This window comes from Caballeronia sp. 11_S32 (assembly GCF_056930355.1).
The window spans coordinates 256,737-271,987 of the sequence record NZ_JBXOWH010000003.1 but is presented as its reverse complement, the minus strand read 5'-3'; the positions used below and the strand labels follow the sequence as shown (position 1 = coordinate 271,987).

The 15,251-nt window shown below is 65.1% G+C and carries 15 protein-coding genes and 1 riboswitch; of the genes, 13 read left to right on the top strand and 2 right to left on the bottom strand.

The features are described from left to right. Positions 1-110 precede the first annotated feature (110 nt). The 5 genes from fliE to AC1Z32_RS12845 all read left to right on the top strand — a co-directional run bounded on the left by fliE (position 111) and on the right by AC1Z32_RS12845 (position 3,153). A complete protein-coding gene (gene fliE / locus AC1Z32_RS12865) occupies positions 111-479 on the top strand; it encodes a flagellar hook-basal body complex protein FliE (RefSeq protein WP_483479034.1) in 369 nt (122 codons plus the stop codon). 221 nt (positions 480-700) lie between these two features. Next, on the top strand, positions 701-1,120 hold the full coding sequence (gene fliS / locus AC1Z32_RS12860; RefSeq protein WP_483479033.1) for a flagellar export chaperone FliS: 420 nt from the start codon (positions 701-703) through the stop codon (positions 1,118-1,120). Positions 1,121-1,150: 30 nt separating this feature from the next. Continuing rightward, positions 1,151-1,480 (top strand): flagellar protein FliT, encoded by a 330-nt coding sequence (locus AC1Z32_RS12855; RefSeq protein WP_483479032.1) that lies wholly within the window; start codon positions 1,151-1,153, stop codon positions 1,478-1,480. A gap of 42 nt (positions 1,481-1,522) precedes the next feature. Further along, positions 1,523-2,842 (top strand): flagellar hook-length control protein FliK, encoded by a 1,320-nt coding sequence (gene fliK / locus AC1Z32_RS12850; RefSeq protein WP_483479031.1) that lies wholly within the window; start codon positions 1,523-1,525, stop codon positions 2,840-2,842. Next, positions 2,839-3,153, top strand: coding sequence for an EscU/YscU/HrcU family type III secretion system export apparatus switch protein (locus AC1Z32_RS12845; RefSeq protein ID WP_483479030.1), 315 nt, complete (start codon positions 2,839-2,841; stop codon positions 3,151-3,153). The genes fliK and AC1Z32_RS12845 overlap by 4 nt, the downstream gene beginning before the upstream one ends. 10 nt (positions 3,154-3,163) lie before the next feature. Here AC1Z32_RS12845 and AC1Z32_RS12840 read toward each other — a convergent pair whose 3' ends face one another. Beyond that, entirely contained in the window at positions 3,164-4,861 is a 1,698-nt protein-coding gene (locus AC1Z32_RS12840) for an isovaleryl-CoA dehydrogenase (RefSeq protein ID WP_483479029.1), read from the bottom strand. Between the two features lie 322 nt (positions 4,862-5,183). On the opposite strand from AC1Z32_RS12840, the gene AC1Z32_RS12835 reads away from it, so the two are divergent. After that, complete coding sequence (locus AC1Z32_RS12835) at positions 5,184-6,845, top strand: OmpA family protein (protein WP_483479028.1); 1,662 nt, start codon at positions 5,184-5,186, stop codon at positions 6,843-6,845. A gap of 84 nt (positions 6,846-6,929) precedes the next feature. Here the strand turns inward: AC1Z32_RS12835 and AC1Z32_RS12830 are convergent, their stop codons facing one another. Beyond that, on the bottom strand, positions 6,930-7,874 hold the full coding sequence (locus AC1Z32_RS12830) for a LysR substrate-binding domain-containing protein (protein ID WP_483479027.1): 945 nt from the start codon (positions 7,872-7,874) through the stop codon (positions 6,930-6,932). A 130-nt stretch (positions 7,875-8,004) separates the two neighbouring features. Here AC1Z32_RS12830 and AC1Z32_RS12825 point away from each other — a divergent pair, with 130 nt between their 5' ends. The 7 genes from AC1Z32_RS12825 (at position 8,005) to AC1Z32_RS12795 (ending at position 15,251) form a co-directional block, all read left to right on the top strand. After that, positions 8,005-8,448 (top strand): CidA/LrgA family protein, encoded by a 444-nt coding sequence (locus tag AC1Z32_RS12825; RefSeq protein ID WP_483479026.1) that lies wholly within the window; start codon positions 8,005-8,007, stop codon positions 8,446-8,448. Between the two features lie 10 nt (positions 8,449-8,458). After that, positions 8,459-9,181, top strand: coding sequence for an LrgB family protein (locus tag AC1Z32_RS12820; RefSeq protein WP_483479025.1), 723 nt, complete (start codon positions 8,459-8,461; stop codon positions 9,179-9,181). A 78-nt stretch (positions 9,182-9,259) separates the two neighbouring features. Next, positions 9,260-9,387: riboswitch (S-adenosyl-L-homocysteine riboswitch) on the top strand. Between the two features lie 32 nt (positions 9,388-9,419). Further along, positions 9,420-10,841, top strand: a complete 1,422-nt coding sequence (gene ahcY / locus AC1Z32_RS12815) for an adenosylhomocysteinase (RefSeq protein WP_483479024.1) — start codon at positions 9,420-9,422, stop codon at positions 10,839-10,841. A gap of 79 nt (positions 10,842-10,920) precedes the next feature. After that, on the top strand, positions 10,921-11,274 hold the full coding sequence (locus AC1Z32_RS12810; RefSeq protein WP_483479023.1) for a phage holin family protein: 354 nt from the start codon (positions 10,921-10,923) through the stop codon (positions 11,272-11,274). A gap of 43 nt (positions 11,275-11,317) precedes the next feature. Beyond that, complete coding sequence (gene metF, locus AC1Z32_RS12805; protein ID WP_483479022.1) at positions 11,318-12,157, top strand: methylenetetrahydrofolate reductase [NAD(P)H]; 840 nt, start codon at positions 11,318-11,320, stop codon at positions 12,155-12,157. Positions 12,158-12,478: 321 nt separating this feature from the next. Then, the gene (locus AC1Z32_RS12800; RefSeq protein ID WP_483479021.1) at positions 12,479-14,113 is read left to right on the top strand and encodes an ABC transporter substrate-binding protein; all 1,635 of its coding nucleotides are present in this window, start codon (positions 12,479-12,481) and stop codon (positions 14,111-14,113) included. Positions 14,114-14,240: 127 nt separating this feature from the next. Next, a complete protein-coding gene (locus AC1Z32_RS12795; RefSeq protein ID WP_483479020.1) occupies positions 14,241-15,251 on the top strand; it encodes an ABC transporter permease subunit in 1,011 nt (336 codons plus the stop codon).

The window sequence follows — 15,251 nt, the reverse complement described above, 5'->3', positions numbered from 1 at the left end:
AATCGCCGGCTGCTAATCTTTTTCGTACTCGGACAAGCGCCCAGACGCGGTCCGAGCATCAGGTCCCCGCCATGAGCGGCGCCGGCTTTTTCCTGTCACCCGGAGTCAACATGAACTTTCCGATCAATCCGCTTTCCGCCGCGCTCTCGGCCATTCAGTCGATGGCGTCGCAAGCCACCGGCGGGGCTGGCGCGACCTCGGCCGTCGCGACGGGCGCCGTCGCGGGGCAAAGCGGGACATCGGGCGCGGCGAGCGCCGGCAGCTTCGCCGACGCGCTGAAATCGTCCATCGACAAGATCAGCGACAACCAGACGAAGGCGCTCGGCGAAGCGCACGCGTTCGAGATCGGCGCGCCGAACGTGTCGCTCAACGACGTGATGGTGGACATGCAGAAGGCGAACGTCGGCCTGCAATTCGGGCTGCAGGTGCGCAACAAGCTCGTGTCGGCCTACAACGACATCATGCAGATTTCCGTCTGACGCAGCCTCCTCGCGATCCAGCCCTTTAGCGCCAATCCCGGCTCTGGAGCCTTGCTTCCTAAAGCTTTTCCGCGTTTCTCCGATAACCCCGGTAACGGCACGGCGAACGATGGCTCGCTCGCCTGCACCGGTTTTACCGGACCCACACGGATCAGGACGAGGAGCACGGCGTCCGCATGAAGCCCGCGGACGCTGCGGCATCGCAAAAGGAGAACCGAGAGATGTATTCCCCAGGACACGCTGGAGCCAACGCCTACGCACGCGTGGGCGTGCAGACGGGAGTGATGGGAGCGAGCCCGCACCGGCTGATCGTGATGCTGTATCAGGGCGCGCGCCAGGCTATCGCGCAGGCGCGCATGCATCTGCAGCAGAACAACATCGGTGCGCGCGGCGCAGCGGTCAGCAAGGCCATCAGCATCATCGAGAGCGGTTTGCAGCAGGCGCTCAACAAGGATGCGGGCGGCGAGATCGCGGAACGTCTGGACGCGCTGTACACGTATATGACGCGCCGGCTGCTCGAGGCGAACATGAAGCAGGACGAGACGATGCTCGTCGAAGTCGACAACCTGCTCGCGACGCTCGAGGAAGCCTGGGTTGGAATTGGACCGGAAGTGGCGCAAATGACCGCCGCGCCCGTTTGACGGGCAATGCGCGTCGACTGCCTCGAAAGAATGAAGACGACACAAGAATATTTCGCTCACTACGAAACCATCGCGGCGATTTCCGGCCAGATGCTGGCGGCCGCGCGCGGCGGCGAATGGAGCGAACTGAAGACGTTGCAGGGCACCTACCGCGAGTTGATCGAGCAGCTGAAGGAAGCGGATTCCGGCTCGGAACTCGACGAAGACGCCCGGGCGCGCAAGCTGGACCTCGTGAAGAAGATTCTCGCCGATGACGCCGCGATCCGCGATCTGACATCGCCGAGCCTCGCGCGCCTGTCGGCGCTCTTCACGGTCAACAGCCCGGCGCGCGTACTGAAAAAAATGGTCGGACTGCGCTAGGCGCCGGTCCGCGCCCGGCCGGGCGCATATGAGGATGTGGGCATGACTGGACTCGATACCGCGATCGCATCGTTGCTCGCCAGCCGCACCGAGCTCCTTCTGTCCGCGATACGCGCGCCGGGCGGTGTCAGCGGCAGCGGCGTGACCGGCGCGAGCGTCGGACAGACTACGACGCAAGCGGACATGTCGCAGTCCGCCGGCACGGCTGCGGGATCGCCGGCACCGGCGGCATCGGCGCAAACGGCCTTCTCCAGCGTCGCGCGCACGCTCGACGTGATCTCGCGTTTCGGCGGCGCGGCCCCCGCGCTGACCGGCGACACACCGCTCTGGCCGACGCCGCCGCGCCCCGCGAGCGCCTTCGCCGCGCTGACGACGGGCCTCTTCGATACCGCTTTCTCTTCCAACGCGGCCGCCGTGGCCGCCGCGCGCGCCGCGACGCAGAATCTCCCGCCGCTGCCCGCCGCCGCGCTCGCGACCGCGCTGGCGAAATCCGTCGATGAAAGCGGGCTCTTCTACGAATCGCATCTGGTGCAATGGCTCGCGGGCCAGCGCAGCGCGGCGTCGCTCGCCAACGAGCCGCAGGCGCGCGTCGACGGGCGCGCGACGTCCCTGCCGCTCGATTTCGCCAGCAAGGCGGCAACCGGCGACGCATGGCTCGACGACGCCCGCTCGGCGCAATTCACCGCCGATCTTCCCGATTTGCACGCGGGCGCGCGCGCCGTCGCGACGCCGCAGACGCCGCAACAGGCGGCCGCGCTCGCCGCATCCGTGCGCGATGCGCCGCCGTCCGCGCTCTCGAATTCGCAGGGCGGCAACGCGGCGGGCGGCACGGGCGCGCAGCCGAGCCAGCACGAATCGGCGCTGCAGGCGTCGATCGCTGCGGGCGTCCATCCGGCGACGCTCAACGTCGTGCGCCAGCAGCTCGACATGCTCGCGAACCAGCAGTTCCGCTGGCAGGGCGAGGCGTGGCCGGGCACGCGCTTCGAATGGGAAATCGCCCGCGAGCCGCGTGACCCGCGCACCGCCGACGATGCCGCCGACGAACGCGCGTGGCGCACGCGCATCACGCTGTCGCTGCCCGCGCTCGGCACCGTCGACGCCGAACTGGTGCTGACGGGCGAAAAGCTCGTCGCGCGCATCAAGGCGGGCGATTCCGGCGCGCGCCGTCTCGCCGCCGACGGCGCCGCGTTCGCGCGCCAGCTCGAAGCGGCGGGCATCGCGCTGGCGTCGCTGTCCGTGCGCTCGATGGACGGCTCGACCGATCTCGCGCTGTCCGGCGACAGGCCCGCCGCGAAAAGGCCGATGCGCTCGCCGCTCGAGCATCTGTTCCGCCAGGCGCCGGGCGAGGGGAGCGAGGCATGAGCGCACAGGATCATCCGCCGTACACGCGCAGGCAGGCGACCGCGCTTGCCTACGAAGCGGGCAATCGTGAGTCGACGCCGCGCGTCGTCGCGAAGGGTTACGGCATCGTCGCGGAAATGATCGTGCAGCGCGCGAAGGAGGCGGGGCTGTACGTGCACGAATCGCCGGAAATGGTGTCGCTGCTGATGCAGGTCGATCTCGACGCGCACATTCCGCCCGCGTTGTATCAGGCGGTGGCGGAATTGCTGTCGTGGGTTTATCGGCTGGAGAACGAGGAGCCGATGCGCGAAGCGGGGCGGGCGATTCGCTGAAAGGCTTCCGCTAGGCCGCGAACGCCCGCGTCACAATCGCCGCGTGATCGAAACGCGCGGGCAGCGTGCCGTACACGCGCCCGGTTTCGCCGCGCGCATCGCCGAGACGCGTTTCGATGAACGCATCGGCGACTTCCTGCGGCGCATGCCGCGCCAGCAGCACGCCTTGCGCGCACAGCGTCAATTGCTGCGCGATGCGCCGCGCCGACGCTTCCCGCTCGGCCGGATCGCCCGTCAGCATGCTCACGAGCGACGACAGCGCGCCCGCCAGCGCCGGATGCGCGCCCGCCGTGGTGTTCCAGTCGTCGAAAAGCGCGTGCGCGCCGTCCTGCTCGCGCTCGAATGCGCGCAGCACGTCGAGGCACATCACGTTGCCCGAGCCTTCCCAGATCGAATTGACCGGCGCCTCGCGATAGAAACGCGCCATCGGTCCGGTTTCGACATAGCCGTTGCCGCCCCAGACTTCCATCGCCTCGCCGGTGAATTCGAGCGCGCGTTTGCACACCCAGAACTTCGCGGCCGGCGTCACGATGCGCCGCCACGCGCGCTCGGCGAGCGCTCCGTCCGGCGCGGCGCTCTGCTCGAACGCGCCCGCGAGGCGCATGAAAAGGACCGTCGCCGCTTCGGATTCGAGCGCGAGATCGGCGAGCACGTTGCGCATCAACGGCTGTTCGACGAGATGCGCGCCGAACGCGCTGCGATGCCGCGCGTGGTGGATCGCCTGCGCGAGCGCCGCGCGCATCAGCGCCGCGCTGCCGATCACGCAATCGAGCCGCGTGAAGTTCGCCATTTCGATGATCGTCGGCACGCCGCGCCCCTCGTCGCCGATCATCAGGCCGTAGGCATCGAGAAACTCCACTTCGCTGCTGGCGTTCGAGCGGTTGCCGAGCTTGTCCTTGAGCCGCTGGACCTGGACCGCGTTCTTGCGGCCGTCAGGCTGAAAGCGCGGCACGTAGAAGCACGAGAGACCGCCTTCGTCGGCGGTGCGCGCGAGCACGAGATGCGCGTCGCATTGCGGCGCGGAAAAGAACCATTTGTGACCGACCAGCCGATACGCTCCGCCGCGTCCCGGCGCGCCGAGCGCATGCGCGCGCGTGCGGTTGCTGCGCACATCCGAGCCGCCCTGTTTCTCGGTCATGCCCATGCCGATCATCATCGAATGTTTGCCGGCTTCGAGCGGGATATCGCGCGGATCGTGCTCGCGCGACAGCAGCGGATGCGCGATGCGCGCGAACAGGTCCGGCTCGTTGCGCAAGACCGGAATGCTCGCGAACGTCATCGTGATGGGGCACAGCGAGCCCGATTCGAGCTGGCCGTGCAAATAGTAGCCGGCGCAGCGCGCGGGCATCGAACCGGCGCGCGCTGACGGCTCGAACGGCAGCGCGTGCAGACCTTCGCGCCGCAGGCGGCGCACCAGTTCGTGCCACGCCGGATGAAATTCCACGGCGTCGATGCGCTCGCCGTGCGGACTATGCGTCGCGAGGGCCGGCTCGTGCCGGTTGGCGAGATCGGCCAGCGCGACGACGTCCGGCTGCGTGAGCGTCATGCCGTCGCGCGAGAGCGCTTCGGCGTGCCATTGCGCACCTTCCCGGTCGAGGGCCGCCGTGAGCGCCGCGTCGAACGCGAAGGCGTCATAACCGACGAGCGGCGGCACCTGATTCGTGACTTCGTGCGTCTGCCCGAACGGGCGATCGGCGGGACCGGACATCGTCGTCTCCTTCCTTGCGTGCGCGCCATGGCGGCGCGGTGATTCGTCGCTGTCGGGCGGGCGCAACGGACGCTTTCGACCGCTTCACTCGTCCAGGCGCCATCTCGAATTCAGGAATCATAGGCCGCCCGTTCGACGGACGTATAGAAGCATCGCTCTTTTCGGAATCGCGCAGAACTTTCCGATGCGCAGTCCCAAAGCGCCGCTCCCTGAGACAAATCCGATTGTTAATCCCACCCCGATGACGCAGAGGAGCCCGAACCTATAATCGGCTCGGCCATATCCGGCGGATGCAATAACGCCTTTCACGGAAGCATTCTCAATGAGCATCAACCTCAATCAACTCGTCCAGGGCGCTTTGACAGAAAGCGTGTTGCAGTACATCGCCGGGCGCGTCGGCTGCCCGACGGAATCCGCGAAGCGCGTGGTTTCGCTGTGCGGGCCGGCGCTCATCGGCGCCATGATGAACAAGGCGTCGTCGCTCGAAGGCGCGCGCAATCTGTTCGCCGCCATCATGTCGCCGGCGACGAACGCGCTGATCGCGGAGGACCTTCCGCACGCCGCCATTCAGGACGAAGGCTTCAAAACGCTCGTCGACAGCGGCATGCACGCCGACGAGGCGATTTCCTCGCACGACAGCCTCAATGCGCTCGCCGAGCGGATCGCCGAATACACGGGTGTCGCGGCGAGTTCCACGCGCATGCTGGGCGGCGTGGTGGGCGCGACGCTCTTCGGCGTGCTGAAGCGCTATCTCACGCAGCACAACGGATATCCCGGACAGCTTCCGACGCTGCTCGGCCATCAGTTGCCGGTGGTGCGCGCGAACATGACGGACGCCTTCGCGAACGCGCTCGGTCTCGGTTCGGTCGGCGCGTTCCTCGCGGGCGTCGCATCGCGGCTGAAGGCCGTGTCGGCCCATCTCGAGCATCCGGCCACGCATGAGGCGGCGGCGTTCTCGCAGCCGTCGGAGCCTGCCGCGGCGCCCGAGCAAGTCGCCGGCGAGAAGGCGGGCAAGAAGAAATGGTGGTGGATCGCGCTCGCCGCCGCGCTCGCGCTGCTCGCGATTCTGCTCGGGCGCGGCTGCGCGACGGAGCAGGCGGACTCGGAAAGCGCCCGCGCGGCAAAGCCGGACGACGCTTCCGGCGCGGTCGGCAATTCGAACACCGTCACCGCGGCTGCCACTTCCGATGCGGCCGCCGCCGACTCGTCTTCGGCGCCCGCCGCCGTGCCTTTCAAGGACTCGACGATGTCCTTTCTCGTCGATCCGTCCGGCATCGCTACGCTGACCGCGACGGTAAGCAGCGAAGCGGAAAAGCAGCGCGTCCTCGACCTGCTCGCGGTGAAGCTTGGCATCGACAAGTTCCACGCCAATATCACGGTCGATCCGGACACCAAGCCGGCAACGTGGATCGGCAAGCTCGACGGCCTTCTGCCGATCATGGCGCTGCCGGGCGCGCAAGTCAGCATCGCCGGCGACAAAATCGATCTGGGCGGCCGCGCCGCGGACGCGAAGCTCGGCTGGCTGGACAAGCTGAAAGCCTTCTTCGGCGATGGCTGGACGATCGGCGCAGCCAGCACGGCGGCCACCTCCGGCGCACCGGCCGAAGCGAGCTGCGCGACCGGCGACGTCGCGAAGCACCTGAATCTTCGCCCGGTCAAGTTCGGTTTTGCATCGAACGCGCTGCCGCGCGCCGCGCTTGCCGAGCTCGCCGAATCCGCGAAGTCGCTGAAGAATTGCGACACAGCCGGCAAGCCGGTCAAGCTGCAAATCGGCGGCTATTCGGACAATACCGGCGATGCCGCGTTGAATGTCCAGCTATCGGAAAAGCGCGCGCAGGCCGTGCGTGCGTATCTGATCCAGCACGGCGTGCCGGCGGACACGCTGACGGCGGAAGGCTTCGGCGACGCGCATCCGATCGCCGACAATGCCACGCCTGCGGGCCGCGCGGCAAATCGCCGGATCGAGTTCAAGGAATTGAGCTGATCCGCGAAACGCCCGAAGGCTGCGGTAACGAACGCGCCGGTCCGCACAACGCGGGCCGGCGCGTTTCGTTTGGGCGCATGTGAATCACGCGCCCGGCTCGCCGCGCCGCGCGCGCGGGAAGCCATCGGCCATGAAGTCCTGATCGAGATTGGCGGGCAGCATTTCACGCGCGACTTCGATCCACGCCCGCGCCGCATGCGACAGATAACCGTTGCGCCGCCAGCCGAGCGCCATGTCCCAGTGAATCTCCGGCGCGACCACAGGGCGGCAGGTGAACGCGTCGGCGTCGAGCCGGCGGCAGTAGGGCGCGGGAAGCAGCGCGATGCCGATGCCCGCCTGCACCAGCGCCGCCATGAAATCCCAGTGCCCGCTGCGCCCGACGATCGTCGGTGCGAACCCCGCCTCGCGGCACGCGTTGAGCACGACATCGTTGAGCGCGAGACTCTCGCCGTAGAACACGAACGGTTCGGCGGCGAGATCAGTGAGGGCGACTTCGCGGGCATCGTCCCAGCGCGAGCCCTTCGGCGCGACGAGCCACAGAATCTGGCGGCTGACGGGCAGCACGTCGAACATCTCGGTGTTGACCGGCTGCAAGACGCCGCCCAGCTCCAGTTCGCCATCGATCAGCGCCGCCTCGATCGCCTTCGACCCGCGCTCGAACAACTTCAGCTCGACCTTCGGATAACGACGCCGGAACGCGGCGATGGCCGGCGTGAACAGCGCTCCGCCCATCGGCGGAATGCCGATCGTCAGCGTGCCGCGTCCGAATGTGCCGAGATCGTTCAGTTCGGCTTCGAGGCGCGCATGCGCCGCCAGCACCTCGACGCCGCGCTGATAGACGATCTGGCCCGCGTCCGTCAGCACCATCTGACGGCCCTCGCGCAGCAGCAGCGGCGAGCCGACCTCGTCTTCCAGCGCCTTCACCATCTTGCTGATGGTCGGCTGGGTCACGAACATGTGCTCGGCGGCGGCGGTGAAGCTCTTCTGCTTCACGACCTCGATGAAGTATCGCAAGGCGCGCAATTCCATCGTCGACTCCGGAATTCCAGTTTGGAATGATTTGGATAAGGTTAAGTCATTTTTATTATGCGATGGGCGCCCATATACTCTTCCTACAGGTTAACCCTAATCAATTGCATTTCACGTAGAAGAGTCCGCCATGTCCGCCGCCCTCACCACCCACACGCCATCCGCTTTCGGCCGCTTTCTGCGCGTCGCGCTGCAGTCCGCCGCGCTCGCGGGAATCTGGGTCGCGGCGGACTTCGTCGCGCGCAAGCTGGCGTTGCCCGTGCCGGGCGGCGTCATCGGGCTGGTCGCGCTGCTCGCGCTGCTGTTCTGCGGCGGCATCGCGCCGCGCTGGGTGAAGGCGGGCGCCGACTGGCTGCTCTCCGACATGCTGCTGTTCTTCATCCCGGCGGCGGTCGCGGCGGTGCAGTACGGCGGCCTTTTCATGGAAGACGGCTGGCGGCTCGCGCTCGTGGTGGTTGGAGGAACGTTGATGGTGATGGTGGCCGTCGCGTTCGCCGTCGACCGTGCGGCGCGCCTCGAACGCCGTCTCGCATTGCGCCGCGCGCTCGGCGCACGGCACGCGGCGCGCGCCTGAGCGAGCGGACATGAACCACTTTTTCGCCTCTCTTCTCGAAGACGACGCCGCGCGCCTGATTGCGGCGGGCTGCTTCGTGCTGACCGTCGCGCTGTATTTCGCGGCCAAGCAGCTCTACGCGCGCTTCAGGCGGCCGTGGCTCACGCCGCTTCTGGCGGTGCCGGCGGTGCTCGTGCTCATCGTCGCGATGGCGCGCATTCCGTACTCCGTTTACTACGCCGACACGCGCTGGCTCATGTGGCTGCTCGGCCCGGCGACAGTCGCCTTCGCCGTGCCGATCTACGAGTATCGCGCGCTCATCAGGCGGCACTGGATTTCGCTCACCGTCGGCGTGACGGTCGGCATTCTGGTGGCGGTAGGCGGGTCGCTCGCGCTCGCCAAGCTGCTGCATCTGTCGCCGGAATTGCAGCGCAGCCTCGCGACGCGCTCCGTTTCCACGCCCTTCGCGCTCGCCGTCTCCGACAAGATTCACGCGCCGAAGGACCTGACCGCGCTCTTCGTGATCGCGACGGGCGTCTGCGGCATGCTCTTCGGCGAGATCGTGCTCGCGCTCGTGCCGCTGCGCACGCGGCTCGCGCGCGGCGCGCTGTTCGGTGCGGCGGCGCATGGCGTCGGCACGGCGAAGGCGCGCGAACTGGGGAACGAAGAGGGCGTAGTCGCGAGTCTCACGATGATGATCGCGGGCGTCGTGATGGTGCTGCTCGCGCCGGTTCTGTCGGTCCTGCCTTTCTGATTCGCGCCATCGCGCGAAGCCCATTTCAGCGTCTCGAAATACCGTTCGCGCTACGAGACTTTGCTACAATCGACGTTCGCCTCCGAGGAGCGTTGCGACGGGTGATTCCAAAATCATCCGCCAGGCTCGGAGGCCTTCAATCCGGACGGTTCGAAGGCCATGTAAAAGCCCGCTGAGCCACCGCATTCGAACGGCGCTCACGTCAACATTTCTAGTCTTTTTAGAAAAGGAGGGCGTGATGAACGCCGCAGTTCTCGATTCCAAAGATTCCAAGGATTTCGTCGTCGCCGACATGTCGCTGGCCGCATGGGGCCGCAAGGAACTCGACATCGCCGAAACGGAGATGCCGGGTCTCATCCAGACGCGCGAAGAGTACAAGGCGCAGCAGCCGCTGAAGGGCGCGCGGATCGCCGGTTCGCTGCACATGACCATTCAGACGGGCGTGCTGATCGAAACGCTCACGGCGCTGGGCGCGGACGTTCGCTGGGCGTCGTGCAACATCTTCTCGACGCAGGACCACGCCGCCGCCGCGATTGCCGCCGGCGGCACGCCGGTATTCGCGTTCAAGGGCGAATCGCTCGACGAGTACTGGGAATTCACGCACCGCATCTTCGAATGGCCGAACGGTCAGTTTGCCAACATGATTCTCGATGACGGCGGCGACGCAACGCTCCTGCTTATCCTCGGCGCGAAGGCGGAAAAGGACCGTTCGGTCATCGCCAAGCCGACGAACGAGGAAGAAGTCGCGCTGTACAAGGCCATCGGCAAGCATCTGGACGCGGATCCGACGTACTACTCCACGCGCCTGTCGCACATCCAGGGCGTGACGGAAGAAACGACGACGGGCGTGCATCGCCTGTATCAGATGGAAAAGGAAGGCCGCCTGCCGTTCCCGGCCATCAACGTCAACGATTCGGTCACGAAGTCGAAGTTCGACAACCTGTACGGCTGCCGCGAGTCGCTCGTCGACGGCATCAAGCGCGCGACCGACGTGATGATCGCGGGCAAGATCGCGGTCGTGGCCGGTTACGGCGACGTGGGCAAGGGCTGTGCGCAATCGCTGCGCGGTCTCGGCGCAACCGTGTGGGTCACGGAAATCGATCCGATCTGCGCGCTGCAGGCGGCGATGGAAGGCTACCGCGTGGTGACGATGGAATACGCCGCCGACAAGGCCGACATCTTCGTGACGGCGACGGGCAACTACCACGTCATCAACCACGACCACATGAAGGCGATGCGCAACAACGCGATCGTCTGCAATATCGGCCATTTCGATTCGGAAATCGATATCGCGTCGACGCGCCAGTACACGTGGGACAACATCAAGCCGCAAGTCGATCACATCGTGTTCCCGGACGGCAAGAAGATCATCATCCTGGCTGAAGGCCGTCTCGTGAATCTCGGCTGCGCGACCGGCCATCCGTCGTTCGTGATGTCGAACTCGTTCACGAACCAGACGCTCGCGCAGATCGAACTGTTCTGCCAAGGCAAGAAGTACGAGAACAAGGTCTACGTGCTGCCGAAGCATCTCGACGAGAAGGTCGCGCGCCTGCACCTCGGCCGCATCGGCGCGGAACTGACCGTGCTGTCGGACGAGCAGGCCGGCTATATCGGCGTCGACAAGAACGGCCCGTTCAAGCCGAACCAATACCGCTATTAATCGCAAGCGGCGGCAGTGCCTTCTCGCGGGCGTGACGACCACGCCCGCGCGATTCGATGCATCAACCGGAGAACCTTCGATGACCGTGCTGCTGACATGGCTGATCAACGCGCTCGCGCTCCTGATCATCACCTATCTCGTGCCGTCGATTCACATTCGCAGTTTCGGCACGGCGCTCATCATCGCGATCGTGCTCGGGCTCATCAACGCAGTGCTGAGGCCGATCCTCATCATCCTGACGCTGCCGGTGACGGTCCTCACGCTCGGGCTCTTCATTCTCGTGGTGAATGCGCTGTGCTTCTGGCTCGCGTCTTCGCTGCTGAAGGGCTTCGAGGTGTCGGGATTCTGGTCCGCGTTCTTCGGCTCGATTCTGTACAGCATCGTGTCGTGGCTGTTGTCGGCACTCGTCTTCGGCAACCGCAACCTCGGCTGATTCAGGCCGACGAGGCCCCGCCGCCGCCCGATCATCCATCATCATGAAACCGATCGAACTCTCATTCGAGTTTTTCCCGCCGAAGACGCAGGACGGCGTGAACAAGCTGCGCGCTTCCCGCGCGGAGCTCAGGAAGCTCTCGCCCAAGTTCGTCTCCGTGACGTTCGGCGCGGGCGGCTCCACCCAGCAAGGCACGCTCGACAACGTGCTCGAAATGGCCGCGGAAGGCTTCGAGGCCGCGCCGCATTTGTCGTGCATCGGCTCGTCGAAAGACAATCTGCGCGCGATCCTTTCGAACTACCGTGAGCATGGCATTCGCCATATCGTCGCGCTGCGCGGCGATCTGCCTTCGGGCATGGGCGAAGTCGGCGAGTTGCGCTATGCGTCGGAGCTCGTGGCGTTCATTCGTCAGGAGCACGGCGACTGGTTCAACATCGAAGTGGCCGCGTATCCGGAGTTTCATCCGCAATCGAAGTCGCCGAAAGCCGATCTCGAAAACTTCGCGCGCAAGGTGAAGGCGGGCGCGAACTCCGCGATCACGCAGTATTTCTTCAACGCCGATTCGTACTTCAAGTTCGTCGAGGAAGCGAGGAAGCTCGGCGTCGACGTGCCGATCGTGCCGGGCATCATGCCGATCACCAACTTCACGCAACTGATGCGCTTCTCCGACATGTGCGGCGCGGAAGTGCCGAAGTGGGTCGCGCGCCGGCTGGAGAGCTTCGGCGACGATCGCGAGTCGATCCGCGCGTTCGGCGCCGATGTGGTGACCGGCCTGTGTCAGCGTCTCATCGACGAAAGCGCGCCCGGGCTGCATTTCTACACGCTCAACGGCTCGTGGGCTTCCAAGACGATTTGCGAGCGTCTCGGCTTCAAAAGTCTCTGATTGCATGAGTGTTTCACCCGCGCGGCGTTCGCCGCGCGGTTCTGTTTCCTTCCCCTTCTATTTTCGCCTTTTTGCGCCGCTTCGCGTCCGCGCGCGCAATATCTCGCGCCCTGCTCCATCACCTCCACGCATGGCCAATAACCTACCCTTATTGGAGTGCGATCGACGACAAACTCTAGTGGGGAAAACCAACTACGCATGTCACTTTTGTTCGTGCTAGGGTAGCGCCCGACTTCGCGCGTGCGTCCGCAAAACGGGCGATGCGATCCATTAAACTCGCGCTACGCCGGCCAAAATCACCGGCATCGACCTGGAGGAAACATGAAGAAAAACAGCCTGTTGCGAGCCGTCCGCAGATCGGCGCTCGCGGGCGCCGTGGCCACGGCATCGCTCTTTGCGGCGAGCGCGGCGAACGCCGCCACCATCCCGAACAAGACGCTCGTCTACTGCTCGGAAGGCAGCCCCGCCGGCTTCGATCCGGCCCAGTACACCACCGGCACCGATTTCACCGCGAACACCTTCACCGTCTATAACCGTCTCGTCGAATTCGAGCGCGGCGGCACGAAGGTCGAGCCGGGCCTCGCGGAAAAGTGGGACGTGTCCTCGGATGGCCTTACGTACACCTTCCATTTGCGTCACGGCGTGAAGTTCCAGACGACGTCGTTCTTCAAGCCGACGCGCGAATTCAACGCGGACGACGTGATCTTCACGTTCAACCGCATGCTCGATCCGAACAATCCGTTCCGCAAGGCATATAACGTCCAGTTCCCGTATTTCACGGACCTCGGCATGGACAAGCTGATCTCGAAGATCGAGAAGGTCGACCCGTACACCGTGAAGTTCACGCTCAAGGAAGTGAGCGCGCCGTTCATTCAGAACATGGCGATGGAATACGCATCGATTCTCTCCGCCGAATACACCGACAAGCTGATGAAGGACGGCAAGGCCGCCGATATCAATCAGCAGCCGGTGGGCACGGGCCCGTTCATCTTCCGCAGCTACACGAAGGACGCGACCATCCGCTTCGACGGCAATCCTGATTACTGGAAGCCGAACGCGGTGCAGATCTCGAAGCTGATCTTCTCGATCACGCCGGACGCCGCCGTGCGCGTGCAGAAGCTGAAGAACAACGAATGCCAGGTGATGAGCTATCCGCGTCCGGGCGACATCGCGGCGCTGAAGTCGGCGTCGAATGTGGATACACCGTCGCAGGCGGGCTTCAACGAAGGCTATGTCGCGTACAACGTGACGAAGAAGGGCCTCGACAACACCGACGTGCGCCGCGCGCTCGACATGGCCATCAACAAGAAGGCGATCATCGATTCCGTGTATCAGGGCGCGGGCCAGCCGGCCACCGCACCGATGCCGCCGACGCAGTGGTCCTACGACAAGAACCTGAAAGGCCAGGCGTACGACACCGCGAAGGCGAAGGAACTGCTAAAGAAAGCGGGCTTTCCGGACGGCTTCGAAATCACGCTGTGGGCCATGCCGGTTCAGCGCGCGTACAACCCGAACGCGCGCCTGATGGCGGAAATGATCCAGGCCGACTGGGCGAAGATCGGCGTGAAGGCGAAGATCGTCTCGTACGAGTGGGGCGAGTATCTGAAGCGCGCGCACGCGGGCGAGCATGATGCGCTCCTGATCGGCTGGACGGGCGACAACGGCGATCCCGACAACTGGCTCGGCACGCTGCTCGGCTGCGACGCGGTGAAGGGCAGCAACTTCTCGAAGTGGTGCTACAAGCCGTTCGACGAACTCGTCGTGAAGGGCCGCTCGACCACCGACGTGGCCGCGCGCACCAAGGCCTACACCGACGCGCAGCAGATCTTCGCGCAACAACTGCCGTTCTCGCCGATCGCGCACTCGACGGTCTATCAGCCGGTGAGCAAGAAGGTGACGAACATGAAGATCGAGCCGCTCGGCTACGCGCGCTTCGATGGCGTCGGCCTGCAATAAGGTTTTGCTGCGGAACACTTTTTGCACTAAACCATAATTAATCGAAAAGGTCCGGCGGCGCGGGTCGAGAGCGATCCAAGCCGCCGTTCACATTTCTATCCCCACGAACGATACCCAAAGGGCGATCATGTTCCGATTCGTTTTGCGGCGCATAGGAATGGTGATACCGACGTTCATCGGCATTACGATTCTCGCGTTCGCGCTCATCCACCTGATCCCTGGCGACCCCATCGAAGTGATGATGGGCGAGCGCGGCGTGGACCCGGCGATGCACGCCGAAGCCATGAAGCGCTTAGGCCTCGACCAGCCGCTCCCGATGCAATATCTCACTTACGTCGGACACGCGCTGAAGGGCGATCTCGGCACCTCGATCATCACGAACACGAGCGTAATGGGCGAGTTCCTCGCGCGCTTTCCCGCGACCGTCGAGCTTTCCATCTGCGCGATGATCTTCGCGCTCGCCGTCGGCTTGCCGGCGGGCGTCGCTGCTGCGTTGCGACGCGGCACCGTCGTCGATCACGGCGTGATGGGCACCGCGCTCACCGGCTATTCGATGCCGATTTTCTGGTGGGGTTTGATCCTCATCATGTTCTTCTCGGCGAAGCTCGGCTGGACGCCGGTGTCGGGCCGCATCGCGGTGGAATACGACATTCCGCACGTCACCGGCTTCATGCTGATCGATTCGCTCTTTTCCACCGATGAAGGCGCGTTCAAGTCGGCGCTGTCGCATCTGATTCTGCCGACCATCGTGCTCGGCACGATTCCGCTCGCGGTCGTCGCGCGCATGACGCGTTCGTCCATGCTCGAAGTGCTGCGCGAGGACTACATCCGCACGGCGCGCGCGAAAGGTCTCGCGCCGCTGCGCGTGGTGGTCGTGCATGCGCTGCGCAACGCGCTGATTCCCGTGGTGACCGTGATCGGCCTGCAGGTCGGCACGCTGCTCGCGGGCGCGGTGCTGACCGAGACGCTGTTCTCGTGGCCGGGCGTGGGCAAGTGGCTCATCGATGCGATTTCGCGTCGCGACTATCCGGTCGTGCAAGGCGGCATTCTGATGATCGCGACGCTCGTGATCGTCGTGAATCTGGTCGTCGATCTGTTGTACGGCGTGTTGAATCCGCGCATTCGCCATACTCGCTGA

What these genes read in the sequence shown, in the direction of transcription:
- fliE (WP_483479034.1), top strand. Translation starts at nt 111, where the DNA reads ATGAACTTTCCGATCAATCCGCTTTCCGCCGCGCTCTCGGCCATTCAG.
- fliS (WP_483479033.1), top strand. Translation starts at nt 701, where the DNA reads ATGTATTCCCCAGGACACGCTGGAGCCAACGCCTACGCACGCGTGGGC.
- AC1Z32_RS12855 (WP_483479032.1), top strand. Translation starts at nt 1,151, where the DNA reads ATGAAGACGACACAAGAATATTTCGCTCACTACGAAACCATCGCGGCG.
- fliK (WP_483479031.1), top strand. Translation starts at nt 1,523, where the DNA reads ATGACTGGACTCGATACCGCGATCGCATCGTTGCTCGCCAGCCGCACC.
- AC1Z32_RS12845 (WP_483479030.1), top strand. Translation starts at nt 2,839, where the DNA reads ATGAGCGCACAGGATCATCCGCCGTACACGCGCAGGCAGGCGACCGCG.
- AC1Z32_RS12840 (WP_483479029.1), bottom strand. Translation starts at nt 4,861, where the DNA reads ATGTCCGGTCCCGCCGATCGCCCGTTCGGGCAGACGCACGAAGTCACG.
- AC1Z32_RS12835 (WP_483479028.1), top strand. Translation starts at nt 5,184, where the DNA reads ATGAGCATCAACCTCAATCAACTCGTCCAGGGCGCTTTGACAGAAAGC.
- AC1Z32_RS12830 (WP_483479027.1), bottom strand. Translation starts at nt 7,874, where the DNA reads ATGGAATTGCGCGCCTTGCGATACTTCATCGAGGTCGTGAAGCAGAAG.
- AC1Z32_RS12825 (WP_483479026.1), top strand. Translation starts at nt 8,005, where the DNA reads ATGTCCGCCGCCCTCACCACCCACACGCCATCCGCTTTCGGCCGCTTT.
- AC1Z32_RS12820 (WP_483479025.1), top strand. Translation starts at nt 8,459, where the DNA reads ATGAACCACTTTTTCGCCTCTCTTCTCGAAGACGACGCCGCGCGCCTG.
- ahcY (WP_483479024.1), top strand. Translation starts at nt 9,420, where the DNA reads ATGAACGCCGCAGTTCTCGATTCCAAAGATTCCAAGGATTTCGTCGTC.
- AC1Z32_RS12810 (WP_483479023.1), top strand. Translation starts at nt 10,921, where the DNA reads ATGACCGTGCTGCTGACATGGCTGATCAACGCGCTCGCGCTCCTGATC.
- metF (WP_483479022.1), top strand. Translation starts at nt 11,318, where the DNA reads ATGAAACCGATCGAACTCTCATTCGAGTTTTTCCCGCCGAAGACGCAG.
- AC1Z32_RS12800 (WP_483479021.1), top strand. Translation starts at nt 12,479, where the DNA reads ATGAAGAAAAACAGCCTGTTGCGAGCCGTCCGCAGATCGGCGCTCGCG.
- AC1Z32_RS12795 (WP_483479020.1), top strand. Translation starts at nt 14,241, where the DNA reads ATGTTCCGATTCGTTTTGCGGCGCATAGGAATGGTGATACCGACGTTC.